Source organism: Parasphingopyxis sp., from assembly GCF_052168275.1.
In the GTDB taxonomy this organism is placed as follows: domain Bacteria; phylum Pseudomonadota; class Alphaproteobacteria; order Sphingomonadales; family Sphingomonadaceae; genus Parasphingopyxis.
Map to the genome: position 1 here is coordinate 1 of NZ_JBQLZM010000142.1, position 24409 is coordinate 24409.

Annotated in this window: 24 protein-coding genes and 1 tRNA gene; 12 read left to right on the forward strand and 13 right to left on the reverse strand. The window is 64.9% G+C overall.

The window, feature by feature from the left end:
• Together ACTS1X_RS12970 and ACTS1X_RS12975 are read right to left on the reverse strand one after the other, a co-directional pair.
• The coding region (locus ACTS1X_RS12970; protein ID WP_442614826.1) for an AMP-binding protein at positions 1-869 on the reverse strand (869 nt) is incomplete at its 3' end.
• A 300-nt stretch (positions 870-1169) separates the two neighbouring features.
• Positions 1170-2348: an acyl-CoA dehydrogenase family protein gene (locus ACTS1X_RS12975; protein WP_442614827.1), complete on the reverse strand. Its 1179-nt coding sequence runs from the start codon at positions 2346-2348 to the stop codon at positions 1170-1172.
• A 237-nt stretch (positions 2349-2585) separates the two neighbouring features.
• Here ACTS1X_RS12975 and ACTS1X_RS12980 point away from each other — a divergent pair, with 237 nt between their 5' ends.
• Complete coding sequence (locus ACTS1X_RS12980) at positions 2586-4523, forward strand: M1 family metallopeptidase (protein ID WP_442614828.1); 1938 nt, start codon at positions 2586-2588, stop codon at positions 4521-4523.
• Between the two features lie 166 nt (positions 4524-4689).
• Positions 4690-5232 (forward strand): CHAP domain-containing protein, encoded by a 543-nt coding sequence (locus ACTS1X_RS12985; RefSeq protein ID WP_442614829.1) that lies wholly within the window; start codon positions 4690-4692, stop codon positions 5230-5232.
• 162 nt (positions 5233-5394) lie between these two features.
• On the opposite strand, the gene ACTS1X_RS12990 is transcribed toward ACTS1X_RS12985, so the two are convergent.
• The 4 genes from ACTS1X_RS12990 to ACTS1X_RS13005 all read right to left on the reverse strand — a co-directional run bounded on the left by ACTS1X_RS12990 (position 5395) and on the right by ACTS1X_RS13005 (position 10441).
• A complete protein-coding gene (locus ACTS1X_RS12990) occupies positions 5395-5865 on the reverse strand; it encodes a hypothetical protein (RefSeq protein ID WP_442614830.1) in 471 nt (156 codons plus the stop codon).
• 102 nt (positions 5866-5967) lie between these two features.
• The gene (locus ACTS1X_RS12995; protein WP_442614831.1) at positions 5968-7347 is read right to left on the reverse strand and encodes a sensor histidine kinase; all 1380 of its coding nucleotides are present in this window, start codon (positions 7345-7347) and stop codon (positions 5968-5970) included.
• Positions 7348-7487: 140 nt separating this feature from the next.
• A complete protein-coding gene (typA, locus tag ACTS1X_RS13000) occupies positions 7488-9305 on the reverse strand; it encodes a translational GTPase TypA (protein ID WP_442614832.1) in 1818 nt (605 codons plus the stop codon).
• 74 nt (positions 9306-9379) lie between these two features.
• Positions 9380-10441 (reverse strand): TIGR00341 family protein, encoded by a 1062-nt coding sequence (locus tag ACTS1X_RS13005; RefSeq protein WP_442614833.1) that lies wholly within the window; start codon positions 10439-10441, stop codon positions 9380-9382.
• A gap of 102 nt (positions 10442-10543) precedes the next feature.
• Here ACTS1X_RS13005 and ACTS1X_RS13010 point away from each other — a divergent pair, with 102 nt between their 5' ends.
• Together ACTS1X_RS13010 and ACTS1X_RS13015 are read left to right on the forward strand one after the other, a co-directional pair.
• Positions 10544-11551: a bile acid:sodium symporter gene (locus ACTS1X_RS13010; RefSeq protein ID WP_442614834.1), complete on the forward strand. Its 1008-nt coding sequence runs from the start codon at positions 10544-10546 to the stop codon at positions 11549-11551.
• A 161-nt stretch (positions 11552-11712) separates the two neighbouring features.
• Positions 11713-12321 (forward strand): phage tail protein, encoded by a 609-nt coding sequence (locus ACTS1X_RS13015; RefSeq protein WP_442614835.1) that lies wholly within the window; start codon positions 11713-11715, stop codon positions 12319-12321.
• A 166-nt stretch (positions 12322-12487) separates the two neighbouring features.
• On the opposite strand, the gene cydB is transcribed toward ACTS1X_RS13015, so the two are convergent.
• The 4 genes from cydB to ACTS1X_RS13035 form a co-directional block, all read right to left on the reverse strand.
• Complete coding sequence (cydB, locus tag ACTS1X_RS13020) at positions 12488-13492, reverse strand: cytochrome d ubiquinol oxidase subunit II (protein WP_442614836.1); 1005 nt, start codon at positions 13490-13492, stop codon at positions 12488-12490.
• On the reverse strand, positions 13489-14925 hold the full coding sequence (locus ACTS1X_RS13025; protein ID WP_442614837.1) for a cytochrome ubiquinol oxidase subunit I: 1437 nt from the start codon (positions 14923-14925) through the stop codon (positions 13489-13491). The genes cydB and ACTS1X_RS13025 overlap by 4 nt, the downstream gene beginning before the upstream one ends.
• Before the next feature lie 88 nt (positions 14926-15013).
• On the reverse strand, positions 15014-16030 hold the full coding sequence (locus ACTS1X_RS13030) for a zinc transporter ZntB (protein WP_442614838.1): 1017 nt from the start codon (positions 16028-16030) through the stop codon (positions 15014-15016).
• A 251-nt stretch (positions 16031-16281) separates the two neighbouring features.
• Complete coding sequence (locus ACTS1X_RS13035; RefSeq protein ID WP_442614839.1) at positions 16282-17205, reverse strand: glutaminase; 924 nt, start codon at positions 17203-17205, stop codon at positions 16282-16284.
• Positions 17206-17359: 154 nt separating this feature from the next.
• On the opposite strand from ACTS1X_RS13035, the gene ACTS1X_RS13040 reads away from it, so the two are divergent.
• The 3 genes from ACTS1X_RS13040 to ACTS1X_RS13050 all read left to right on the forward strand — a co-directional run bounded on the left by ACTS1X_RS13040 (position 17360) and on the right by ACTS1X_RS13050 (position 20101).
• On the forward strand, positions 17360-18571 hold the full coding sequence (locus tag ACTS1X_RS13040; protein ID WP_442614840.1) for a toxic anion resistance protein: 1212 nt from the start codon (positions 17360-17362) through the stop codon (positions 18569-18571).
• Positions 18572-18698: 127 nt separating this feature from the next.
• A complete protein-coding gene (locus ACTS1X_RS13045) occupies positions 18699-19427 on the forward strand; it encodes a hypothetical protein (protein WP_442614841.1) in 729 nt (242 codons plus the stop codon).
• Between the two features lie 50 nt (positions 19428-19477).
• A complete protein-coding gene (locus ACTS1X_RS13050) occupies positions 19478-20101 on the forward strand; it encodes a hypothetical protein (protein ID WP_442614842.1) in 624 nt (207 codons plus the stop codon).
• Positions 20102-20123: 22 nt separating this feature from the next.
• Here the strand turns inward: ACTS1X_RS13050 and ACTS1X_RS13055 are convergent, their stop codons facing one another.
• Positions 20124-20894, reverse strand: coding sequence for a molybdopterin-binding protein (locus ACTS1X_RS13055; protein ID WP_442614843.1), 771 nt, complete (start codon positions 20892-20894; stop codon positions 20124-20126).
• Entirely contained in the window at positions 20891-21760 is an 870-nt protein-coding gene (locus ACTS1X_RS13060) for a cytochrome b/b6 domain-containing protein (RefSeq protein ID WP_442614844.1), read from the reverse strand. The genes ACTS1X_RS13055 and ACTS1X_RS13060 overlap by 4 nt, the downstream gene beginning before the upstream one ends.
• Before the next feature lie 126 nt (positions 21761-21886).
• On the opposite strand from ACTS1X_RS13060, the gene ACTS1X_RS13065 reads away from it, so the two are divergent.
• The 4 genes from ACTS1X_RS13065 (at position 21887) to ACTS1X_RS13080 (ending at position 23725) form a co-directional block, all read left to right on the forward strand.
• Positions 21887-22192 (forward strand): hypothetical protein, encoded by a 306-nt coding sequence (locus ACTS1X_RS13065; protein WP_442614845.1) that lies wholly within the window; start codon positions 21887-21889, stop codon positions 22190-22192.
• Between the two features lie 280 nt (positions 22193-22472).
• On the forward strand, positions 22473-22634 hold the full coding sequence (locus tag ACTS1X_RS13070) for a hypothetical protein (RefSeq protein ID WP_442614846.1): 162 nt from the start codon (positions 22473-22475) through the stop codon (positions 22632-22634).
• The gene (locus tag ACTS1X_RS13075; RefSeq protein ID WP_442614847.1) at positions 22634-23377 is read left to right on the forward strand and encodes a PspA/IM30 family protein; all 744 of its coding nucleotides are present in this window, start codon (positions 22634-22636) and stop codon (positions 23375-23377) included. The genes ACTS1X_RS13070 and ACTS1X_RS13075 overlap by 1 nt, the downstream gene beginning before the upstream one ends.
• A 21-nt stretch (positions 23378-23398) precedes the next feature.
• Entirely contained in the window at positions 23399-23725 is a 327-nt protein-coding gene (locus tag ACTS1X_RS13080) for a PspC domain-containing protein (RefSeq protein ID WP_442614848.1), read from the forward strand.
• 107 nt (positions 23726-23832) lie between these two features.
• Here the strand turns inward: ACTS1X_RS13080 and ACTS1X_RS13085 are convergent.
• Positions 23833-23906: transfer RNA gene (locus tag ACTS1X_RS13085), tRNA-Gln, on the reverse strand.
• A gap of 146 nt (positions 23907-24052) precedes the next feature.
• Between ACTS1X_RS13085 and ACTS1X_RS13090 the strand changes: the two genes are divergently transcribed.
• Positions 24053-24409 (forward strand): Ppx/GppA phosphatase family protein (locus ACTS1X_RS13090; protein WP_442614849.1); only part of this gene is annotated, 357 nt, incomplete at its 3' end.

A 24409-nucleotide genomic window follows, 5' to 3' on the forward strand; every position in this document is an offset into this window, starting at 1 on the left:
TTCAGCTCGGCCGCGAACGGCGCGCTCGTGCAGAATTTCACCTGATAGGCCGAGAGATCGTAGCTGTCGAAGTCCGGCTCCTCCATCAGGCGCTTGTACTGGACGGGGACGAGCATCGCCGTCGTCACCTTTTCGCGTTCGCTGAGCGCGAGGAATTCGGTCGTCTTGAATTTCTGCATCAGCACCGCCTTCCCGCCATTTGCGATGCACGGCAGGAAGGTGACGAGCGTCGTGTTGGAGTAAAGCGGCGTCGACAGGATCGCGGTCGTGCCCGGGGTGAAGATCAGGCCGCCGAACGCCGTGATCTGCCGCCAGCGCATCTGGTGCGAATGGACGATGCCCTTCGGCGTGCCCGTCGTCCCGCTCGAATAGATGATGTTGAAACCCTGTTCGGGATCGATGGCGACCGGGTCGGGCTTCGTTCCGGGTTCCGGCAGCCATGCCTCGAACGCCGCGTCGTCGTCGAGCGTCACCGGGGCAACCCCTTCGGGCAAGGCCACCGCGTCGAGGATCGACGTGTCGGCGAACAGCAGCCGGGTGCCGCAATCCTCGACCATCAGCCCCAGCGCCTCGGGCGTCGAGCTCTGCGCGAGCGGGGCGACCGTGCCGCCGGCGCGGAGGATGCCGAGCCAGAGCGCCGCATAGGCCCAGCCGTTGAGCCCGCAGATCGAGACCGCATCGCCCGATCGCACGCCGTCGCGCTGGAGACCCGCGGCGATCCGGTCGCCATAATTGTCGAAGGCGGCGAAGCTCAGCCGCCGGTCACCGGCGACGATCGCGATATCGTCCGGCCGTTCGGCCGCATGGACATGGATCACATCCGCAAAGGACGCGAATTCGCTTTGCAGCATCTCGGCGGCGGTCGGCACGTTTTTCTCTCCTGTTCGTCATGCTGAACCTGGTTCAGCATCCACTGATCAACCAGCGGCTACAGTGCCTATGGAGAAGTGACACCTGAAACAAGTTGGTGGTCATTCCCTTCCGACAAGAATCGTCATTGCGAGCGCAGCGAAGCAATCCAGAGCGGCAAGCGATGTCACAGGCGGCCCTGGATTGCCGCGCCGCCTTCGGCTCCTCGCAATGACGAAAACCACTCTGTGCCTGTTCCCCGTCCGAAGGGGATAAACAGCAAACAGGTTCAGGGTGACGATCAGCCAGTGGTGCTGCCTCTACTGGTGGTCGAGCATCCCGAGCACGCGCTTGGAGATGATGTTGTTCTGGATTTCGGTCGAGCCGCCATAGATGGTGACCGCGCGGTTCCAGAGCCAGGTGCGGGTCGTCTTCAGCTCTTCCTCGTCGAAACCCTCGCCTTCCCAGCCAAGGCCCTGCATCCCCATCACCTCGACCATCAGGTCGGTGCGCTCCTGGGCGAGCTTCGCGCCGACATTCTTCAGCACCGAGCTGGTCGCGCTGGGGCCGCCCTGCTCGCGCGCCTCGCGCTGGGCGCGGCCCACGGTGCCCATGAAGTTGCGCACCGACATCTCGTGCTTGATCACCTTGAGCCGCAGTTCCTTGTCGGCGATCTCGCCGTCACCGGTCACTTCGACATATTGCTTCGCGTGATCGGCCAGCGAGCGCATCATCGCGCGCGCCCCGCCGCCGCCGATGCCGGCGCGTTCGAACTGCAGCAGGCGCTTGCCGATCGTCCAGCCCTTGCCCTCCTCGCCGACGCGGTTCTCCTTGGGCACCTTCACATCGGTGAAGAAGGTCTCGCAGAAGGGCGAGAGGCCCGAAATCATCTTGATCGGGCGGCGTTCGACGCCCGGCTGGTCCATGTCGACGATCAGGAAGGTGATGCCGTCATGCTTGGTCGATTTGTCGGTGCGGAACAGGCCGAAGCAGAAATCCGCCCATTGGCCGCCCGACTGCCAGGTCTTCTGGCCGTTGATCAGATAATGATCGCCCTTGTCCTCGGCGAAGCTCTGGACATTGGCGAGGTCGGACCCGGCGCCCGGCTCCGAATAGCCCTGACAGCCGCGCAGCGAACCGTCGGACAGCGGCGGCAGCCATTGGCGCTTCTGCGCCTCGGTGCCGTATTCCATCAGGGTCGGGGCGAACATGCCGACGGCCAGGCCGCCGATCGGGTTGTAGGCGCCGATCTTGCGCATTTCCTCGTCGAGGATCGCCGCTTCCTTGGACGACAGCCCCGCCCCGCCATATTCCTTGGGCCAGGTCGGCGTGCCGAAACCGCGCTCGCCCAGCGCCTTGCGCCATTGGACCATGTCGGGCGACATGTCGGTCGGCCCGTCGACCATGCCCATCGGATTGTGGCGGCCCTTCAGCGCGGGATCGAAATTGTCCGCGAGCCAGTTACGCACCTCGGTACGGAAACTCTCCAGATCGGCCATCGCGACTCTCCCAAAATGTCTTGCTTTACGTTCACGTCAATTGTCGGCGAATTGGCCCGGCAGGTCAAGGGACGGATATCGCGCGGACGGCTTCGCCGGGGCCGCCCCTCCGGTTCAGCCTCCGTTAGGCTTGCATTCGCCATATCCGGCGCGATTCGCGGGGCAGCGGCCAACGGGGTGACGGGGCACAATTGATTGTTTAGGCCGCTTCCGCACGCGACCATTCGACCGGAGAGCATGATGTTCAGATTCTTTCCCTTCCTGACGACTTTCGCCGTTGCGGGCCTGCTTGCGGCATGCGCCGGCGACGCGCCCGACAACCGGAGCGGCGCCACGCCGATGATCGACGGGACCAGCATCTACGCGACCGACGAGGGACAGGACCGGCACAGCTATGCGCGGCCGCTCGAGGCGCGCGTCACCCATGTGGCGCTCGATCTCAACGCCGATTTCGACGAGCAGCGGATGGTCGGCACGGCGACGCTCGACCTGGAAGTCGCCGAGGATGGCGAAGAGGTGGTGCTCGACAGCAAGGGCCTGGAAATCCGCGAGGTCGTCAACGGCGCCGGCGAGGCGCTGCGCTGGGAGATGGGCGCGGATAGCGGCGATGTGCACGGCGCGCCGCTGACCATCGCGCTCGACGGCGCGGAGCGGGTCAAGATCACCTATGCGTCGGCGCCCGGCGCGGCGGCGCTGCAATGGCTCTCGCCCGGACAGACGGCGGGCGGCGAGGACCCGTTCCTGTTCAGCCAGGGCCAGGCGATCCTCAACCGGACCTGGATACCGACCCAGGACAGCCCGGGCATCCGCCAGACCTGGGATGCGCGGATCACGGTGCCCGAGGGGCTGCGCGCGGTGATGAGCGCGGAGATGCTGACGCCCGAGGGCGAGCCGGTGGAGGGCGAGCCCGGACGCCGCGCCTATCGCTTCCGCATGAGCGACCCGGTCGCGCCCTATCTGATCGCGATCGCGGTCGGCGACCTCGCCTTCCAGGAACTGGGCGAGCGCAGCGGGGTCTATGCCGAGCCGTCGATGCTGGCCGCGGCCGCCGCGGAATTCGAGGATCTCGAGGAGATGATCGACGCGGCCGAAGAACTCTATGGAGACTATCGCTGGGGCCGGTACGACCTGCTCGTCCTGCCGCCCGCCTTCCCGTTCGGCGGCATGGAGAATCCCCGGCTCACCTTCGTGACGCCGACGATCCTGGCCGGCGACAAGTCGCTGGTCAGCCTGATCGCGCACGAACTGGCGCACAGCTGGTCGGGCAATCTCGTCACCAATGCGAGCTGGGACGATTTCTGGCTCAACGAGGGGTTCACCGTCTATTTCGAAAACCGGATCATGGAGGCCGTCTACGGCACCGAACAGGCCGAGATGCTGGCCGATCTCGGCTGGGCCGACATGATGGCGGACGTCGAGGATCTGGGCGGGCTGACCTCGTCCGATACCCGGCTGCATCTCGATCTCGAGGGCCGCGACCCCGACGACGGGATGACCAATATCGCCTATGAAAAGGGCGCGGTGTTCCTGCGCACGGTCGAGCATATGGTGGGCCGCGCGCGCTTCGACGCCTGGCTGCGCGACTATTTCGACCGCAACGCCTTCCGGCCGCAGACCAGCGCCGGCCTGATCGCCGACATGGACGCCAATCTGTTCCAGGGCGAGGAGGCCGCCGAGATCGGGCTCGAAGAGTGGATCTACGAGCCCGGGCTTCCCGAGAATGCCGTGCATGTCCAGTCGAACCGCTTCCGCGCGGTCGACCAGGCGATCGCGAACTTCACCGACAGCGGCGAAGTGACCGTCATCAACTGGCCCGAATGGACGACGCAGGAACGCCAGCGGTTCCTGGACGGCCTGCCGCGCGAGCTGGATGGGGAACGGCTGGCGGCGCTGGAATCGACCTTCGGGCTGAACGACGCGCGCAACAGCGAGATCCGCTTCGCCTGGCTCAAGCTCGCCATCGCCAACCGCCATGACGACGCGCGGGATTCGGTCGAGGACTTCCTGCTCTCCATGGGCCGGCGCAAATTCGTCGCCCCGCTGTTCGAGGCGCTGATGGCCGAAGGCGACTGGGGCCGCCCCTTCGCCCGGCGAATCTACCGCGAGGCGCGGCCGCGTTACCATTCGGTAACCACGAACACCGTCGACGAAACGGTTGGCACGTCCGACGGATAGTAAAGGTTCCGCGATTCAACGCCGACTCCCCACCGTTTACCGCTTTGCGCTTCCCTGACAGCGCATTTCGGGGAATGCGATCCTCATCGTTTGAACATTCCGCCTTCGGGGGTCGCACATGTTTCCGGGTCGTTTACGGGCTTTTCCGAGCCTGCTCGCTGTCGCCTTGCTCGTTTTCACCATCGCCACGCCGGCCGAAGCGCGCGATCCGCGCTGGCAGTGCGTGACCTATGCGCGCAGCGTGTCGGATATCGAGATCCGCGGCAACGCCCATACCTGGTGGGCCTCGGCCGAGGGCCGGTACGAGCGCGGCAGCACGCCCGAAGCCGGCTCCGTCATGGTCCTCCGGGCGCACGGCCGGATGCGGCTCGGCCATGTCGCGATGGTCCGCGAGGTGGTCAACGACCGCCAGATCCGCCTCAACCACGCCAACTGGTCGCGCCGCGGCATGGTCGAGAGCAACGTGCTCGCCGAGGATGTCTCGCCGAACAACGACTGGAGCGTCGTCAAGGTCTGGCACACCCCGACCGGCCAGCTCGGCATCACAAGCTATCCCGTCTACGGCTTCATCTATCCCGAAGCCGCCGAGCCCGCCGAACCCGAGGTCCGGATCGCGGCGACCGAGATCGACGCCAACCGGGTGCTGCTCGCCAGCTACCGGCCGGATTCGGGCGACCGGATCGGCCAGCTGATCGAGGATCTCGACTGATCGGCGGCGAGCGCGCGCAATATCGTTGCGATAAGTTTACATAGTATACACACAGGCTTGCCGAATGCGCCCGCGCCTTTCCGGGCGTCGGCAGCGGCATGAGGCCGTCGCCGGGCGAGTGGGCCCGGCTTTTTCCTACATTGCAAGCCCCAGCGCCGGGACCTAGCGCGCGGCGCGCATCTGGATGAAGGCCGAGGACACCCAGCCGCTGTTGCACGGCCCGTCATACTGGCGGCGCGAGGGCACGGGCGCGGAGACGCCGCAGGTGCCGCTGAGTTCGCCGCTGTCGGTATAGACGATCGCCAGCCAGCCCTGGTCGTGGCTGCGGTTGCAGACGAACACATTGTCGCCGTTGGTGATCGTGTCGATCCGCTCCGCCCGGTCGAACGGCGCGGCGCGCACCGGAAGCACCCCGTCGCCGCTTACCGAGCGGACGACCCCGGTCGCCTGGCACGCATTGAAACGCGGCCCGAACTGGCCGACCACGACCGGCTGGACGAGTTCGTCGGAACTGGTGACTTCGCCGCGGTTCAGCGGGGCCGTCCCCGACCCGCTGGTCTGCTCGACATCCGGATTGCAGGCGGCGAGCGCCAACGCTCCCGCCACCATCGCCAATGCCAACCCGTGTTTCACGCTACCTCCAGATACGGCCTGCCCCGGAGATAGGGATTTGAGCGAGCCGGTCAATCGGTCTGCCTGTGAACGGCGAAGGTCTCGAACGCTTCCCGCCGCCGATCAGGCGGCGAGCTTGGTGAAGCTCATGCTCACCTCGGTACCGCCCTCGCCGCTATCGCGTTCGATTTCGGCGCCCAATTGTCTCGCCAGTCCCTCGATCAGACGGTTGCCCATGCCCGTATCGCCGACAGAGCGACCGTCAAAGCCGCGGCCGTTGTCGCACACGCGAAGCCTGACGCATTCATCTTCGGATTTCAGCGCCACCGATACCCTGGCGTCGTTCGCACTTTCGTCGAAAGCATATTTGACGGCGTTGGTCATGAGTTCATTGACGATCAGGCCGAGCGGTATCGCGGTTTGCGTGGACAGCTCCATCGCATCGATATCGCAGGCGACCTCACATCCATTGCCCACGGACTCGACGACCTTCCGTGCCAATCCCGCGACATAGTCGGCTGCATTCACGCTATCGACGGCTCGCTGTTGCGTGAGCGCACGATAGAGGCTGCCGACCGCATCCAGCCGCGCGCGGATACGATCGAAGGCGGCGCTGGCATCGGCTCCTTCCAAAGCGCGCGATTCGATTTCCATCATGGCGCTTATCATCGCGAGGTTGTTCTTCACGCGATGGTTCAACTCTTCCATCAACACGGCCGACTGGCGCAGGGCTTCCTCGCGCTCGGTTTCCAACTGCTTTCTTTCGGTAACGTCCTCGATCGCAAGAAGCAGCGTTTTCGTGTTGTTTCCCTCGCGATACATCTTCCGCGCATTGAGGCACATGATCCGGCGCCCGATTATCGGGAATTCGTGTTCGATCACGAAATTCTCGACCGTCTCGTGATTGGGAACGATCCGCTCGAGCAAGTCGACAAGTTCGGCATTGTTCCATTGGCCGTTGCCGAGATCGGGCAGCCGCTCGCCGAGCGTTTCCGGAGGAGACACTTCGAACATTCTGTAGAAGGCCCGGCTTGCCTCGAGTATCCTGAGATCGCCGTCGAGCACGAGTAGAGGCTCGCGAACCGTGTCCACGATCCCGCGCGTCAGCAGACGCTCCCGTTCAAGCTGCCGTTCGAGATCGTGCGCTTCGGTGATGTCGCTGATGGTCAGGAGTATGCGGCGGGATCCGTTACCCTTGATCACGGTCTTGCGACCGCCGAGCCGCATGACACGACGGCCGATATAGGGAAAGTCGTGCTCGACGAGATAACCGGAAACCATCGTCTGCGACGGGATGATATCCTCCAGCAGCACTCGGAGCTTGGGGATATCCCATTGGCCGTTGCCCAGCTCATACAGTTTCAGGCCGATCGTCCTGTCCGCATCGACGTCGAAGAGGTGGTAAAATCTCTGATTGGCGAACTCGACCGTCAGGTCGTCTTTTATGACGAGCAGGGCATCGCCGATCGTGTCGACGATCTCTTGCGCAAAATCTTCAATCAAGACCGACCGCATTTCTGCACCCGCCCGCTGCCTTCAAGTCCAAATTTGCCCGGGCAATTTCCTAAGAACGCAAAGTAAAGAAACGGTTAAGCAGGATCGGCTCGCGGTGATGCAAAGGATTTCGCCGTTGCATATCGGCGCTAGGCCGCCTCCGCCTTGCGCGATTCCTTCTTGCGGACATGCGGGTCGAGATGGCGTTTGCGGATGCGGATCGCCTTGGGCGTGACCTCGACCAGTTCGTCGTCTTGGATATAGGCGATCGCCTGTTCGAGCGTCATCCGGCGCGGCGGGGTCAGGCGGATGGCGTCGTCCTTGCCCGATGAGCGGATATTGGTGAGCTGCTTGGTTTTGGTCGGGTTGACCTCGAGATCCTGGGGCTTGGCATTCTCGCCGATCACCATGCCCTGGTACAGCGCCTCGCCGGGCGACACGAACAGGATCCCGCGATCTTCCAGCGTATTGAGCGAATAGGCGATCGCCTGCCCCTGCTCCATCGAGATCAGCACGCCGACCGGGCGGCCCTCGATCATACCCTTGTACGGCCCGTATTTCTCATAGACGCGGTTCATGATCCCCGTGCCGCGCGTGTCGGACAGGAATTCGCCATGATAGCCGATCAGGCCGCGCGAGGGGGCGGAGAAGGTGATCCGCGTCTTGCCGCCGCCCGAGGGCGACATGTCGGTCATCTCGGCCTTGCGGAGCGCCATCTTCTCGACGACCGTGCCGGAAAATTCGTCGTCCACATCGACGACGACGGTTTCATACGGTTCCTCGCGGCCGTCCGGTCCGTCGCGGAACAGCACGCGCGGGCGGCTGATCGAGAGCTCGAAGCCCTCGCGCCGCATCGTCTCGATCAGAACGCCGAGCTGCAACTCGCCGCGGCCGGCGACCTCGAAGGCGTCCTTTTCGGCGCTTTCGCTGATCTTGATCGCGACATTGCCCTCGGCCTCGCGTTCGAGGCGCTCGCGGATGACGCGCGATTGCACCTTGTCGCCGTCCTTGCCGGCGAACGGGCTGTCGTTGACCGCGAAGGTCATGGCGAGGGTCGGCGGGTCGATCGGCTGGGCGTCGATCGGCGTCTCGACCTCCAGCGCGCAGATCGTGTTCGAGACGGTCGCATCGGTCAGGCCCGCGATCGCGACGATATCGCCGGCTTTCGCGGACTCCACCGGAACCCGCTCGAGCCCTTCGAACGCCAGGATTTTCGTCGCCCGGCCGCTCTCGACGACCTTGCCCTCCGCATCGATAGCCTTGATCGGCATGTTCATTTCGAGCCGGCCGCTCTCGATCCGCCCGGTCAGCACGCGGCCCATGAAATTGTCGCGGTCGAGCAGGGTCGCGAGCATCCGGAACGCGCCGTCCGGATCGGCATCCGGCGCCGGGACATGCGCGACGATCGTTTCGAACAGCGGCGTCAGGTCGCCGTCGCGGACCGTATCCTCGCGGCCCGCATAGCCGGACCGCCCGCTGGCATAGAGGGTCGGAAAATCGAGCTGCTCGTCATTGGCGTCGAGCGCCAGGAACAGCTCGAAACATTCGTCGAGCACCTCGGCGGGGCGCGCATCGGGCCGGTCGATCTTGTTGACGACGACGATCGGCTTGAGGCCCAGCGCGAGCGCCTTGCCGGTGACGAACTTGGTCTGCGGCATCGGGCCCTCGGCGGCGTCGACGAGCAGGATCACGCCGTCGACCATCGACAGGATGCGCTCGACCTCGGCGCCGAAATCGGCGTGGCCGGGCGTATCGACGATGTTGATGTGGTGATCTTTCCACTCGACGCTCGTGCATTTGGCGAGGATCGTGATCCCGCGCTCCTTTTCGAGCTCGTTCGAATCCATCGCCCGCTCCTCGACGCGCTCATTGTCGCGAAAGGTGCCGGACTGGCGGAAAAGCTCGTCCACCAGCGTCGTCTTGCCATGATCGACATGGGCGATGATGGCCACGTTGCGAAGGCCCATAGGAAATCTCTCAATTGTCAGGAGCGTCGGATCAGTCGCGCCCTATATAGGGCTTTGTGCGCCGCAACAAGGGACTAGCCGAGCGGGTGGGCGATGATGTCCAGCACCTGTTCGGCGAGCCCCTCCGAGCCGATACCGAACGCGATCCGGCCCGCCATGACTGCGAGAAAAAGCAGCAGCACGACCATCCAGACGGCCATTACGCCGCCCGTAATGCGCCAGCTTTTCGGCGGCAGGCCCTGGAACAGGAACATCGCGATCCCGGCAAGGTTCACGCAAACCAGATTGGTCGCGAACAGGAAGAGCGCATTGAAACCGAGCGTTTCGTAACCCTTGCTGAAAAAGAGGCCCGCCGCGGCGAGCGGCGGCACCAGCGCAACGGCGATCATGACCCCGACCAGCGATAGCGAAGCGCCCCGGCTGAAGGCGAGAACGCCAGCCGCGCCGCAGGCGAGCGCCAGCGCGACATCGGCGGGCGAGACGATCGAGCGGTTCAGGAGCTCGGGCACCGTCGGATCGACCACGATCAGAAAGCCGAGCCCATAGGTCGCGAGCAGCGCGGCGCCCGCTCCGGTCGCCAGCGTGATCGTGGCCCGCCGCGCCATTTCGCCATTCCCCACCGTCGCGGCGAGCGCCATGCCCATCGTCGGTCCGAGCAGCGGGGCGATCACCATGGCGCCGATTACGACGGCGACCTGCCCGCTGCGCATTCCGAGCGCGGCGATTACCGCCGACAGGATCACGGTCAGCAGGTAGGACGGACGGATCGCGATGTTCTGCTCGATATCGTCGTAGATCTCGTCGGTGCTGATCCGGTCCCTGCTGAAAAAGGCCTCCAGTCGGGTCGGTGGCGGCAGGTCGGCCTCCGGCAAGGCGGTTTCAGCCGTTTCCTCGAGCGGCGGCAGCACGGCTTCGAGTGCGTTCACGGTGGTCGAAAAGCCCTCGGTTCCATCGAAATGCCGATTCAACTCGTCGAGCAGGCGCTCGACATAGCGTGGCTGGACGAGACAGGAGAATTTTTCACGCCCGTCCGGCACCGTCTCCGGCCAGAAACGGCGGCAATGCCGGGCGATGATGGCGCGCGCCATGTTCACCTTGTCATCCGGAACAATGATATCGACTAATCGCGCGGACATGGCCCCTCACCCGTCAGGAATTCCATTCTAGCCTTACGACCGCGCCTGTCGATCAAAACCGCCGGCTATCGCCTCACCGGCAAAGCACGCTAATGCGGCCCGATGCCGCGACTGTTATCGCTATTGCTGCCCGACCGCTTCATCATCGTCCTCCTGGCGATGGTCGGCCTGGCCGCGCTCCTTCCCGCGCGCGGCGCGGCGCTCGATTGGCTGGGCACGGTTTCGACAGTCTGCATCGTCACGCTCTTCTTCGTCCATGGCGCGCGCCTGAGCAGATCGGCTGTGATCGGCGGCTTTACACGGCTCAGGCTCCATCTGGTAATCGTTGCCTTCACCTTTCTCGCCTTTCCGCTGCTCGGGCTGCTGCTGACGACGCTCGCCGCGCCCCTGATCGACCCGGCCTTTATTCCCGGCATCCTCTTCCTTAGCGCGCTGCCGACGACCGTCGCCTCGTCGATCGCGATGGTCTCGATGGCGAAAGGCAATGTCGCGGCCTCGGTGATCGCGGCCGCGCTTTCCTCGATGCTCGGGGTGGTGCTGACGCCGCTGATGTTCGCGGCGCTCCTTTCGACCGCGGGCGCGCCGATCGACCTGTCGGGCATCGGCACGGTCGTGCTGATCCTCGCCCTGCCCTTCGCCACCGGCCAGCTGTTCCGGCCGCTCGCCGGGGCCTGGATCGAAGCGCATCCGGTCGTCGGCCGCACGCTCGACCGGCTGACGATCCTGCTCGCCATCTATGTCGCGCTGTCGGCGGCGGTCGGCGGCGGCCTGCTCGCCGGGCTCGGCATGAACGGGTTCCTGCTGCTGCTTGCGGCGATGCTGGCGCTGCTGGGGCTGGTGATCGCGGCGGCGATGCTCGCGACCCGCCTGCTCGGCTTCGGGTACGGCGACGGCACCGCCCTGCTCTTCGCGGCGATACAGAAGAGCGTGATTTCGGGCACGCCGATGGCGCGCATCCTGTTTCCCGGCGCCGAAGCCGGGCTGATCATCGTGCCGCTGCTCGTCTATTACGTCCCGATGATGACCGTTTCCGCCATCATGGCGGCGCGGATGGGCTCCGATCGTGAAAAAAAGACTGCGAACTGTTCCGAACAACCCATTCACGATTAAGGAACAATGCAACGATTGGTCCATATCGAAGCGAACAAGCGGAAATAGAGTTCTTATTCTTCTGCAATTTTGTTGCGGATCAGTGTAAAAACCCTGCTTGCGTATCATCGATTTCGATCGCCGACGCGCGAATGTCGTACGCACATCAACAGGGGACCATCATGAAAATTCGTACCGCAATTCTGGCCGCCACCGCCATCGCGGCCTCCGGCCTGACGCTATCGCAACCCGCCATGGCGCAGGAGCGCGTCATGGGCGAGATCATCACGGTCGGCTATCTCTTCTGCCCGCGCAACACAGTGGAAGCGGCAGGACAGCTGATGGCGATCAGCACGAACCAGGCGCTCTTTTCGCTGTTCGGCACGACCTATGGCGGCGACGGGCGCACGACGTTCGGCATTCCCGACCTGCGCGGCCGTTCGGGCATCAATCATGGCAGCCGGCCGGGCCTGACGCCGTTCCAGCAAGGCCAGAGCGGCGGGCGCGAGAATATCCAGCTCACGATCCAGAACATGCCGGCGCACAGCCATACCGGCCGCATGCGCGCGTCGAACACGGCCGCGACGATCGACAATCCGACCAACGCGGCGCTGGCCGACTTCAATGCCGCTCAGAATATCTATTCCCAGCAGGCGCCTGACGTCGCGATGGCCGCCAATACGGTCCAGACCGACAATACCGGCGGCAGCATGGCTTTCGACAGCCGCAATCCGTATCTCGTGCTCCGCTATTGCGTGGTCACGAACGGGATCTATCCGTCGCGGCCCTGATCGCGTTGGCGGCCGGGGCGGCGCCGGTCGCCCCCGTCTCCCGACGCGCTACAGCCACCAGCGGATGATCAGGGCGATCAGCGCCACGGTGCCCACGCCGAGGCCCCAAAGCGCCGCGAACCAGGCGAGCTTCCGCCAGAGCGGCCCTTCCGCACCGTTCCCGTTCTCAGTGATAGCCGGCCTCGTCGACCTTGCCGCGGAACACCCAATAGGCCCAGGCGGTGTAGGCGAGGATCACGGGCACGAGGATCGCCGCGCCGATCAGCATGAAGATCTGGCTCTCGCACGGCGCCGCCGCCTCGAAGATCGATACGCTGCCGGGGATCACGTCCGGCCACATCGAAATGGCGAGCCCGACCATGCTGAGCAGGAACAGGCCGAGCACCCAGAAAAAGGGCCGGTTTTCGTAATTATTCTCCAGATCGCGCCACAGCATGAACGCGAAGAACGTCACGAGCAGCGGCATCGGGACGGTGACCAGAAGCCCGGGCATGTCGAACCAGCGGCCATAATATTGCGGCTCGACGAACGGTGTCGCCAGGCTGACCGCGCCGATCGCGCCGAGCAGGACCGGGCTGAGCAGCAGCGCGATGCGCCGCGCCTTGTTGTGGAGCTTGCCCGTGCCCTTCATCACCAGCCAGCAGGCGCCGAGCATCGCATAGCCGACCACCAGCGCGACGCCGCACAGCAGGCTGAACGGCGTCAGCCAGTCCCACCAGCCGCCCGCATAGGCGCGGTCCTCGACCGCGATCCCCTGGAGCAGGGCGCCGAGCGTGATCCCCTGCGCCACGGTCGCGACCAGCGATCCGGCGGAGAAGCTGAAATCCCAGAAGCGGCGATGGCCGGGATCGCGCCAGCGGAATTCGAACGCCACGCCGCGGAAGACGAGCGCGAGCAGCATCGCGGTGAGGGGCGCGTAAAGCGCCGGCAGGATGACCGCATAGGCGAGCGGGAAGGCCGCCATCAGGCCGCCGCCGCCGAGCACCAGCCAGGTCTCGTTGCCGTCCCAGACCGGCGCGATGGTGTTCATCGCCATGTCCCGTTCCTGGCCGACGCGAAACGCCTTGAAGAGGATGCCGATGCCGAGATCGAACCCGTCCATCACGACATAGGCGCCGATCGCGAAGGCGATGATGCCGGCCCAGATGATGGTGAGAACGGGATCGCTCATTCGGCGCCCTCCTGCTTGTCCGGCCGGGGCTCGATGCCGTCCTTGTCGATGCCGGCGGCCGGGGTGATGCCCGCGGTCCGGATCGGCGCCTCGGCGACGCCGGTTTCGCCGGGCGCGGGCGGGTGGGACATCAGCTTGAGCAGATAGAGCGTCCCTGCGCCGAAGACGAAGAAATAGACGATGACGAAGGCGATCAGCGATCCCCCGACGGCCGGCGCGCCGATCGCCGAGACCGCGTCCTCGGTGCGCATGACCTCGTGGATCACCCAGGGCTGGCGGCCGACCTCGGTCGTGATCCAGCCGGCGATCACGGCGACGAACCCGGCCGGGCTCATCGCCAGCGCGAAGCGGTGCAGCCAGCGGCTCTCGTAGAGCGTCCTGCGCCAGCGCGCCCAGAGGCTCCACAGGCCGAGCGCGAACATCAGGAAACCGAGGCCCACCATGATCCGGAACGACCAGAAGACGATGCCGACCGGCGGCCGGTCCTCGCGCGCCACCGTGTCGAGCCCGTCCAGCCCCGCCTCGATATCGTGCTTGAGGATCAGCGAGCCGAGGCCGGGGATCGCGATCTGGTAGCGCACTTCCTCGGCCTCGCTGTCGGGAATGCCGAACAGGATCAGCGGCGCGGCGCGTTCATGGCTTTCGAAATGGCCTTCCATCGCGGCAACCTTCATCGGCTGGTGCTCGAGCGTGTTAAGGCCGTGCAGGTCGCCGGCGAAAATCTGGATCGGCGCGACGAGCGCCGCCATCCACATCGCCATCGAGAACATCTTTTTGACGCCCGGCAGGTCGCGGCCCTTGAGCAGGTGCCAGGCCCCGACCCCGCCGACGACCAAGGCAGTCGTCAGATAGGCGGCGATGACGGTGTGGACGAGGCGGTAGGGGAAGCTCGGCGTGAAGACGACGTCCCACCAGCTGCCGTCGAGCACATATTGGCCGGCCTCGTTGACCGCATAGCCGACCGGCGTCTGCATCCAGCTGTTGACCGAGAGGATCCAGAAGGCCGAGATCGCGGTGCCGATCGCCACCATCAGCGTGGCCGTGAAGTGGAGTTTCTTGCCGACCTTGTCCATGCCGAACAGCATGACGCCCAGGAAACCGGCCTCGAGGAAGAAGGCGGTCAGCACCTCATAGGCCATCAGCGGCCCGATGATCGGCCCGGCGCGATCCGAGAAGACCGACCAGTTGGTGCCGAACTGGTAGGACATGACGATGCCCGAGACGACGCCCATCGCGAAGGTGATCGCGAAGATCTTCAGCCAGTATTTGAACAACCGCAGATAGACGTCGTCCTTCGTCTTCAGCCACAGCCCTTCGAGGACGGCGAGGAAGCTGGCGAGGCCGATCGAAAAGGCCGGAAAGATGAAATGGAAACTGACCGTGAAGGCGAACTGGATGCGCGCGAGAAGCAGGGCGAGTTCGGCGTCGGCCATGCGCTCTATCTAGCCCTCGGGGCCCGGAATTGCAGCCCGGAAAATGTGCAAAATCAAACCCATCGGATGCAGCAAACGCAACCGCCCCTCACAGCCATTTGAGCTTGCGGAAGATCAGCAGCTCGATGACCAGCAGGACCGCCAGGGCCGCGCACGTGATCCAGAAGGCATCGCTATCCTCGACCCCCGGCATCCCGCCGACATTGATGCCGAGCAGGCCGGTGAGGAAACTCAGCGGCAGGAAGATCGCCGCGACGATGGAGAGGACGTAGAGGTTGCGGTTCAGCTGTTCGTTGAGCCGGTTGGCGACATCGTCCTTCAGCACGATCGCGCGTTCGCGCGCGGCGTCGATCTCCTCGATATGGCGTTGCGACCGGTCGGTCGTCTCCCGCAAGGTCAGCTTCTGCCGCTCGTCGATCCAGTCCGGCGCGTCGGCCATCATCCGGTTCAGCGCCTCGCGCTGCGGTCCGAGATAGCGGCGCAGGCCCACCAGCTCCTGCCGCAGATCGCCGAGTTCCCGGCGCAGGTCTTCGGGATCCCCCTCCTCGGCCTGCGCCTCGATCGCGTCCAGCCGGTCGTCATATTCGAGCACGACCGAACCGATCCGTTCGGTCAGCCGGTCGACGAGCTGGACGAACAGCTCGGCTATCGTTCTCGGCCCGTCGTCGCGCGCGATCAGCGTTTCGTAGAGATCGCGGACGGTGCGCAGTTTCTCCTCGCGGACCGTGATCAGCCGCCGGCCGTCGCTCCATATGCGCAGCGCGACCATGTCCTCGACCTCGCTTCCCGGGTTGAGATTGATCCCGCGCAGGATCGCGACGAACCCCTTCGCTCCGTGGAAGATGCGGGGCCGGGATTCGGCGCTCAGCATCGCGCTGGCCGTCGGCTCGGTCAGCCCGCCGGCGCCCGGCAGCCAGTCCCGCACGCGGTCCGCCGCGCCGTTGACGTGCAGCCAGAGCGGCGCGTCTTCGGGCGTCCAGCTCTCGACCCCGTCCCAGCCGAGCCGCTCCGCCCCGCCCGCGCCGTCGAGCGAACAGGCGAAGATGAGGCCTTCGGTCTCGTCGAGCGGGGCGCGATCGGTGAGATGGGCATCGGGTTCGGCCATTGCGCGATCCTAGGCCAGACCCGGCGAGACGCCAAATGACGCGAGATTCGGCGGTCGTGTATTTCGTCTCCGAACCGACAGGGAGCCGGTTCGCTTCAAAATTCCGTCATTGCGAGGAGCCGTGAGGCGGCGCGGCAATCCAGAGCCGCAAAGCGCGTCGCCGGCCGCTCTGGATTGCTTCGCTGCGCTCGCAATGACGAACACCGGAACAAGGAGATCGTCGCAAACCAGTTCCGGACCCCCGCACCCTGCTAGCCGAAGACCGACCAGCCGGTTTCCGCCACCAGCGCCTCGAGCGCGATCGAACCGACGGTCGACGTGCCCGCCTCGTTGAGCCCCGGCGACCAGACGGCGACGGCTCCCTCGCCCGGCGCGATGGCCAGCACGCCGCCGCCGACGCCGCTCTTGCCCGGCAGGCCGATGCGAAAGGCGAAATCGCCCGAATTGTCGTAATGGCCGCAGCTCATCATCACCGCGTTGATCCGGCGGCAGCGCTGCGGCGTGAGGATGCGTTCGCCGGTCACCGGATCCTTGCCATCGAATGCCAGGAACAGCGCGGCGCGGGCGAGCTGGCGGCACGAAAGCGCCAGCGCGCAATGGCGGAAATAGGCGGAAAGCACGACCTCCACCTCATTGTCGAGATTGCCGAAACTCGCCATGAAATGGGCGAGGCTGCGGTTGCGCGCGCCGGTCTCGCTCTCCGATTTCGCGACTTCGTAGTCGATATCGATGCTCTGGTCCTCGGCGTGATCGCGCAGGACGCGGAGCAGCGTCTCGATCGTCGCATCGGCATCGCCATTTTCGATCAGATGGTCGGTCACGACGATCGCGCCGGCATTGATCAGCGGATTGCGCGGAATGCCCTTTTCATGCTCGAGCTGGATGATCGAGTTGAACGCCGAGCCGGACGGTTCGCGCCCCACCCGCTTCCACAATTCGTCGCCCACCTTCTGCAGCGCGAGCGAGAAGGTGAAGACCTTCGAGATGCTCTGGATCGAGAAACATTCGTCGGCGTCGCCGATCCGGTGGCAGGCGCCGTCCCGGGTCGCGATGGCGAGGCCGAACTTGTCCGGGTCGACCGAGGCGAGCGCCGGGATATAGTCGGCGACCTTGCCGCCGCCCCGATGCGGCTCGACCGCGTCCGCCACCTTTTCGAGAATCCTGTCGAGGTCCATGCCCCGGTAATGCCGCCGAACGGGCGCAAAAGCCAAACATTATCGGCCGGTAGGTGACATATTGCACGAGGTGTATTATATCGATAACACGCACCTTGAAAAAACCGCGCCCGGACGGCATCTAGGAACCAGTCCGAGGAGAAGGAAAACACCCATGGCCACCACACCGGCGAACCAAACCACCACAGCCACCAAGGTCGATACGGGCCTGACGCTCGACGCGCCCGATCCCGTGCCGGCGGTGACCGCCGAAAAGGCGGCCGGCCTCGTGCCCGTCGAACCCGAAAAACAGGCGAAACTCGACGAGAAGGTCGACGGTTTCGTCAACGAACTGGTCGGGCTTGATGCCAACAGCCCCGAATTCGGCGAGAAGGTCGACCAGATCACCAATATGGGCCGCAAGGAAATCGCCGAGGCGGCCGGCCAGTCCAACCGCTTTCTCGACCGCCCCGTCCGCTCGATGGACGAGAATTCGGCGATCGGCACGGACCTTTCCGAACTGCGCCGCACGGTCGAGGATCTCGACCCCGGTTCGCGCGGCGACCTGACCTCGCGGCGCAAGCTGTTCGGCATCATCCCCTGGGGCAACAAGCTGCGCCACTATTTCGATTCCTACAAATCCGCGCAGAACCATATCGCGGCGATCCTCAAGCGCCTCGCCTCGGGCAAGGACGAGCTGATCAAGGACAATGCGGCGATCTCGGTCGAGCGGCAGAAGCTGTGGGACGCGATGGGCCGGCTCGAACAGATGATCTATGTCGCCAAGGCGCTCGACGCGAAGCTCGAGGAAAAGGCGGTCGAGCTGGAGACCACCGATCCGGAGAAATCGAAGGCGATCAAGGAAACCGCGCTGTTCTACATCCGCCAGCGGACCCAGGACCTGCTCACGCAAATGGCGGTGTCGGTGCAGGGCTATCTGGCGCTCGATCTCGTCAAGAAGAACAATGTCGAGCTGATCAAGGGCGTCGACCGCGCCTCGACGACCACGGTGGGCGCGCTGCGCACGGCGGTGACCGTCGCCCAGGCGATGACCAACCAGAAGCTCGTCCTCGGCCAGATCACCGCGCTCAACGAGACCACCGCCAACATGATCGATTCGACGGGCGAGATGCTGCGCACGACGACCGCCGACATCCATCAGCAGGCGGCATCCTCGACGATCCCGATCGAAACGCTGCAGCGCGCCTTCCAGAATATCTACGACACGATGGACGAGATCGACCGGTTCAAGCTTGAGGCGCTGGGTTCGATGAAGCAGACGGTGACTATCCTCTCCGACGAGGTCGAGAAATCGAAGGGCTATATCGCCAGGGCCGAAGGCGCGGCGAAAAGCCAGGCCACCCCGTTCGAAGCGATCGAGGGGTGATGATGGCCATTCCACTTCCGTTCGGGCTGAGCCCGTCGAAGCCCTGCCCTTCTCTTTCAGCGGCGCAAAGTGAAGAACGACCCTTTGACGGGCTCAGGGTGAACGGGTGTTTGGAGAATTATCCCGCATGACCACCAGCGACCGTATCCTCGCCCAGGCGGACGAGCTGCTCCGCCGCGTCTCGCCGCAGGCGCGCGAGCTGGCCCGCCGCCAGCGCCAGCGCCGCCAGCAGGCCTTTCTGCGCCGCCTGCGCCGCGGCATCCTGATCGCCATCGTCGCGATCGTCGGGATGACGGCGACCGGCCTGTTCCTGGGCAGCTTCGGCTTCGCCTGGATGATGCTGACCCTGCTCGTCACCTTCTGCGTGATGGTCGCGGTGCTGATTTCGGGCAGCGAGCCGGCGGTGACGCAGGAAAGGCTGATGGAGAGCGAACTGCCCGCCCTCCCGTCCAACACCGAACAATGGCTCGCGAAGCAGCGGCCCGCCCTGCCCGCCCCCGCCAACCGCAAGCTCGACGCGATCGCCATGCGGCTCGAGGAACTGCGCCCGCAGCTCGCCAATCTCGACCCGCGCGAACCGGCCGCCGTCGAAGTGCGCCGCCTGGTCGGCGTCGAGCTCCCCGAGCTCGTCGAAGGCTATAAGCGGGTTCCCGACCATCTCCGCCGCGACCCCAGCCATGGCGGCCGCACGCCCGAAAAGCAGCTCGTCGAAGGGCTCGACATCGTCGAGGACGAAATCGGCCGCATGACGCGGCAACTGGCCTCGGGCGAACTCGACGCGCTGGCGACGCAGGGCAAGTTCCTCGAACTCAAATATCGCGGCGACGAGGACATGCGGGACGAGGAAAAGACCTGACTGCGGCCTTTACGAAATCGCAATTCTGTAACGATTAAAGCGGTTTAGCGATGTTTGTTCTGTCGGAGAAGGTGATTCAGATGCCAGATGTCACCGGAAACAATCAATCGCCAGCGAATATCGAACAAATCGATGTTCCGGAATCCGAAATTCCGACGGATGGCACGATGCACGTCGTGCGGGATGGGCAATTCGACATACAGCCTACGACCTTGTTTTGCGCGGTTCCCGGGATCGTTCATCCAAAGCTCGCTGATCTCGGCATAACCACGGGCTCGCTGGGCGGTAAATCTTTAGCTGAGACGCTGAACGCGATGGGTCAGCCTGACTACTACAACGGATCGTCACGCTCGATACCTTCAAACTCTGCGCAGTCCCATGATCGTCGCACACACTTACATGGGCAGTGGTTTGGAGACCTAAATCGCGATGGTGGATTCCACAGATGCCGTATCACGGTGCGACAAGATGAAGCCGTTTGGCAGGGGACGGTCGAGCGCATCGGCAATTTCCATCCTGCCCTTGAGCGGATCAGTGTTCGATTCCTCCACGATGGCAATGACCTCGAGACTGAAACGCGAATACGGCGAACAAGCGGCTCAATAAATCGGGATTTCGTGGATATCTTAGAAGCTTTTGTAGATTTCATCTCGGAAGGGAGTAATCCGCCTTAGCGTCAGCACCTGAGGCTGTGATTCAAATCCCCGCATACCAGGCGTAGTCGCCGACATCCTCCCAATAGCCGCCCTTGCCGCCATGGATATGGTCGAAGCTCTCGACCGCCTCGACCCGCATCACGAATTTCGCATGTTTGTAGCCGAGCTGCCGCTCGATCCGCGCACGCAAGGGGGCGCCATGGGCTTCGGGCAGCACGTCGCCGTTCATGTCGTAGGCGAGGATCGTCTGCGGGTGGAAGGCGTCGATCAGGTCGATGCTCTCATAATAGGGCAGGTTCCGCCGGCCAAGCGTATCGGCGCAGTGGAAGACGATATAGTTGGCGGTATCGCGCAGCCCGGCCAGATCGAGGATGCGCGAGAGCGGCGTGCCCCGCCACTGGCCGATCGCGCTCCAGCCTTCCACGCAATCGTGGCGCGTGATCTGGGTGCGGCTCGGCATGGCGCGGAGCTCCGCGAGCGACAGCGAGAGCGGGCGGCGGACCAGCCCGTCCACCTGCAGCCGGTAATCGGCGAAATTGTTCGCGAGCATCGCCTGATAGTCGGCGCCCTGCGCGGTTTCGGCGGTCCGGCTGCCGTTCGCCCGGAAGCGCGGCGAGAGATCGGCCAGCGTGAATTCGCGGGCCAGCGCGTTGCGGTCGGTGATCAGCCGTTGCGCGCGCATCGTCAGCCCTTCGGACGAGGCGAGGATGGTCTTCACCCTATCGCTGCGGCTCCAGCTGTCGCAGCCGGCGAGCAGGACGCTGCTGCCGAGCCCGGCGATCAGTTTGCGGCGGTTGGTGACGATGCTCATGCTGCGGCCTCCTCGGCTGGGGCGGGTTTGGCCGCGCGATCCTTCGGCAGGCGGAAGCGGCCCGTGATCATCGAACGGATCTCGTTGAACGGCCCGGCGAGCACGACCATGATCAGGTGCACCGCGATGAAGGCGGTGATCAGGAAGGCGACGATGAAGTGGATCGAGCGCGCCGATTGCCGCCCGCCGAAAATGTCGAGCAGCCAAGGCCAGGCCGCGTTCATCGTCGGCGACATGGTGAGCCCGGTCAGCACGATCAGCGGCAGCAGCACGAACAGCACGATCAGGTAGCTGAGCTTCTGCAGGATGTTGTACTTCAGCGCCGCCGCGCCGGTCGGGAAACGCAGCCGGGCATGGTCCTTGATGTCGTGCCAGATATGCCGGAGCGACAATTCGGCGCGCCGGGGCGCGAGATCGCGCTGCACATGGCGGTTGCCGAAGCTCCAGGCCCAATAGGCGAGCCCCGCCAGCACGAAGATCCAGGCGAAGAAGAAGTGCCAGAGCCGCCCGGTCGCGAGGCTGTAATAGCCGGGGATCGTCGACCAGTGCGGGAAGGCGCGGGTCGAGATATCGCCGTCCGGCTCCGTCCAGCGGCCGAGCACGCCGGTCGTGTCCCAGCGCCGGTCGCCGATCTCGAGATAGCCGCGATCGTTCTCGCTGTAGATTTCGAGCCAGGCCTCGTCGAAATTCGCGCCATAGCTGCCCCAGTAGAGCCGGGGATGGGCGTTGAAGATCGACAGCCCGCTCATCAGCAGCACGACAATCGCGACCGCGTTGGTCCAGTGCCAGAGCCGGGTGGACAGCCGGTGGCGCCTTACCAGCGCGCCGGGCTGCGGCTCGGCCGCTTCGCTGTCTGCACTTGCCATCTGGACGCCCCTTTTTCGATGCGGTCGCCGATCCATTCGCACCATATGCCCGCGACGTTACAGGTCAAACCGGATGGAACAGTGTGCCGCGGTGCGCGTTGGCGTCGGACTATGGAGGTAAATCACATGAACAAGCCACTGCTTATCGCTCTTTCGCTGTCCGCCGGTCTCGGCCTCGCCGCCTGCGCGGACGGGGAAACCGCCACCGCCGAAGGCGAGACGGTCGAGACGAATGCGGACGACGCCTATGGCGCTGCGCCGGAAATGCCCGCCGATCCGCTCGCCGAAGACACGGCGCCGATGGCCGGTGCCGACGACGAGGGCTCGCGCCTCCGGGTCGGCCCGGATGGCGCCGAGCTCGACATCCGCGAAGGCAATGTCGATGCGAATGTCAGCACCGACGGCGATCCCTCGCTCGAAGTCGAATTCTAGGACGCGGACGGCCCGGGCGCCCGTGCGGCGTCCGGGCCGTCGCCGATATCGACGCATCGCGCCGCGTCGGAAACCGCCTATTCGGTCGGGAAAATCGAAAACTATAAGTTGGGGAATTTTCCCATTGTTCGGCGTGAACTCTCCGGTTTCGCAAGAACGCGAACCGCCAAGCTCCTGAAAAACAGCCATTTCCCATAATTGGCACGGCTCCTGCATAGTTATGGTCGTTACCGGCACAGGCCGGGACAGTGGAAACAGGCCAAGGTTCAGGAGACCGAAAATGAACAACCAACTCGGATTGCAGCACCGGCTCTTCGCCGTCGTCGCCGCGGCAGCGGTTTCGGCGATGTGCGTATTCGGCACGGTCGGCCCCGTCCAGGCGGGCGGCGCGAACGGCCCGGTGCAGATCGCGTCCTTCACCAGCCCGGGCGGCGTGGCCTAATGGCCACGCGGCTCGATCTGGCCCCGCTGGCCGCGGACTCGGCGCGCAGCTATGCGCCGGCGATCCGTAGCCAGGGCGCGCGGCTCTTCTCTCGGATGCGCGACATTCTCGCGGCCAATCTGAGCGAGATGCTCGATCACAGCCCGGAGCCGGAACAGATGATCCGCATGATCATCTGCGAAATGGAGGAAACGCTGGTCCATGCGCGCGCCTCTACCGCGCGGTTGATCGCGGATCACAAGGAATTGCTGGCGGCCCGGGACGGGCTGCGGAAGATTGCGGAAAGCTGGCACGAAAAGGCCGAGCTCGCGGTATCGCGGGACCGGGACGACTTGGCCCGCCAGGCGCTGGTCGAAAAGGGCAAGGCAGATGCGCGCGCGGCGGAAATCGCCGAGGAAAGCGACGCGCTCGCCAAGTCGATCGACGCCAACCATGCCGATATCACGCGGCTTCAGACGAAATTGAGCGAGGCCTGCCGCCGCCGGAGCAACATCCGCGCGCGCCTCGAATCCGCCGAAAACAGCATCCGCCTGCGCGAGATACTGAACGGCGGCGCACTGCACGACGCCTTTTCCCGCTTCGACGATCTGGAGCGGAAGGTCGATGCGGCCGAAGGCCATGCCGAAGCCGCCGCGCTCGGCGCCGAACCCGAACCGAACCCCGAGGACGACCCCGTGGTCGCCGCGCGGATCGACGCCGAACTCGAAGAATTGCGGAAGAAGACGGCCCGTCCGGCCGCCTAGAACAGGAAAGGGAAACTGGAGATGGGATATCGCTACGAAAGGAACGCCGTCGTCAAGCAGGAGCGCCGGGTCCTCGGCGTTTGCGCCGCGATCGGCAATTCGCTCGGCGTCCGGGCGCTCTGGGTACGGATCTCGGCGGTCGCGCTGACGATCCTTGTCACGGCCTGGATCATCCCGGCCTATCTGATCGCCGGCTGGGCGCTCCATCGCGCCAAAACCAACCGCCGCGCGCACTATGCGAGCGAGGCGCGCTATATCGGCGCCGAACGCCGCTATCTTTCCGAATCGAACCGCCTGCTCGCCCATCGCGACAGCGCGCTGTCCCGCGAGATCGACGCGCTCCGGTAACGCCCCGCCTGCCCGGCGCCGCCGCGCCGCGACGAAGATCCGTGCCCGCTCGCATCGACGGCGTTCGGGCCATGGGCGAAATCGCGATGTCGGGAAAAGCGGCCCGCTGGATGCCCCGCGTGGATTCGAACCACGATTGACGGAGTCAGAGTCCGTAGTCTTACCATTAGACGACGGGGCAACCGGGAGGCGGCGACATAGGCAGCGCCGCAAATCCTGTCAATCCGCTCCGCTTGCCCTTTCGCGCTTCTTTGCGCTAGTCTGACTTCCAAGTACCGGCGGCATCAGCCGTTCCGGAAAACATAAGAGTCAGAAGAAGTAACCGGCGTGGACGACCATATCGCCAGCCCCGATCCGCAGACCGGCCCCGGCCCGGGCGCCGCGGACAATCGTCAGCACCGCCACACCCCCCGCAACGGCCACAAGTTCCCGAGCCGGCGCAGCTATGGCGCGCTCGATCTCGGCACCAATAATTGCCGGCTGCTCGTGGCCCGACCGGCCGAAGACGGGTTCACCGTCATCGACGCCTTTTCGCGCATCGTGCGGCTCGGCGAAGGCCTGTCGAAGACCGGACGGCTCAGCGACGCGGCCATCGACCGGGCGATCGCGGCGCTCTCGATCTGCGCCGACAAGCTGCGCCGCCGCCATGTCAGCCTGTCCCGCTCGGTCGCCACCGAAGCCTGC

What these genes read in the sequence shown, in the direction of transcription:
- ACTS1X_RS12975 (WP_442614827.1), bottom strand. Translation starts at nt 2,348, where the DNA reads ATGGCCGATCTGGAGAGTTTCCGTACCGAGGTGCGTAACTGGCTCGCG.
- ACTS1X_RS12980 (WP_442614828.1), top strand. Translation starts at nt 2,586, where the DNA reads ATGATGTTCAGATTCTTTCCCTTCCTGACGACTTTCGCCGTTGCGGGC.
- typA (WP_442614832.1), bottom strand. Translation starts at nt 9,305, where the DNA reads ATGGGCCTTCGCAACGTGGCCATCATCGCCCATGTCGATCATGGCAAG.
- ACTS1X_RS13005 (WP_442614833.1), bottom strand. Translation starts at nt 10,441, where the DNA reads ATGTCCGCGCGATTAGTCGATATCATTGTTCCGGATGACAAGGTGAAC.
- ACTS1X_RS13010 (WP_442614834.1), top strand. Translation starts at nt 10,544, where the DNA reads ATGCCGCGACTGTTATCGCTATTGCTGCCCGACCGCTTCATCATCGTC.
- ACTS1X_RS13015 (WP_442614835.1), top strand. Translation starts at nt 11,713, where the DNA reads ATGAAAATTCGTACCGCAATTCTGGCCGCCACCGCCATCGCGGCCTCC.
- cydB (WP_442614836.1), bottom strand. Translation starts at nt 13,492, where the DNA reads ATGAGCGATCCCGTTCTCACCATCATCTGGGCCGGCATCATCGCCTTC.
- ACTS1X_RS13025 (WP_442614837.1), bottom strand. Translation starts at nt 14,925, where the DNA reads ATGGCCGACGCCGAACTCGCCCTGCTTCTCGCGCGCATCCAGTTCGCC.
- ACTS1X_RS13030 (WP_442614838.1), bottom strand. Translation starts at nt 16,030, where the DNA reads ATGGCCGAACCCGATGCCCATCTCACCGATCGCGCCCCGCTCGACGAG.
- ACTS1X_RS13035 (WP_442614839.1), bottom strand. Translation starts at nt 17,205, where the DNA reads ATGGACCTCGACAGGATTCTCGAAAAGGTGGCGGACGCGGTCGAGCCG.
- ACTS1X_RS13040 (WP_442614840.1), top strand. Translation starts at nt 17,360, where the DNA reads ATGGCCACCACACCGGCGAACCAAACCACCACAGCCACCAAGGTCGAT.
- ACTS1X_RS13045 (WP_442614841.1), top strand. Translation starts at nt 18,699, where the DNA reads ATGACCACCAGCGACCGTATCCTCGCCCAGGCGGACGAGCTGCTCCGC.
- ACTS1X_RS13050 (WP_442614842.1), top strand. Translation starts at nt 19,478, where the DNA reads ATGTTTGTTCTGTCGGAGAAGGTGATTCAGATGCCAGATGTCACCGGA.
- ACTS1X_RS13055 (WP_442614843.1), bottom strand. Translation starts at nt 20,894, where the DNA reads ATGAGCATCGTCACCAACCGCCGCAAACTGATCGCCGGGCTCGGCAGC.
- ACTS1X_RS13060 (WP_442614844.1), bottom strand. Translation starts at nt 21,760, where the DNA reads ATGGCAAGTGCAGACAGCGAAGCGGCCGAGCCGCAGCCCGGCGCGCTG.
- ACTS1X_RS13065 (WP_442614845.1), top strand. Translation starts at nt 21,887, where the DNA reads ATGAACAAGCCACTGCTTATCGCTCTTTCGCTGTCCGCCGGTCTCGGC.
- ACTS1X_RS13070 (WP_442614846.1), top strand. Translation starts at nt 22,473, where the DNA reads ATGAACAACCAACTCGGATTGCAGCACCGGCTCTTCGCCGTCGTCGCC.
- ACTS1X_RS13075 (WP_442614847.1), top strand. Translation starts at nt 22,634, where the DNA reads ATGGCCACGCGGCTCGATCTGGCCCCGCTGGCCGCGGACTCGGCGCGC.
- ACTS1X_RS13080 (WP_442614848.1), top strand. Translation starts at nt 23,399, where the DNA reads ATGGGATATCGCTACGAAAGGAACGCCGTCGTCAAGCAGGAGCGCCGG.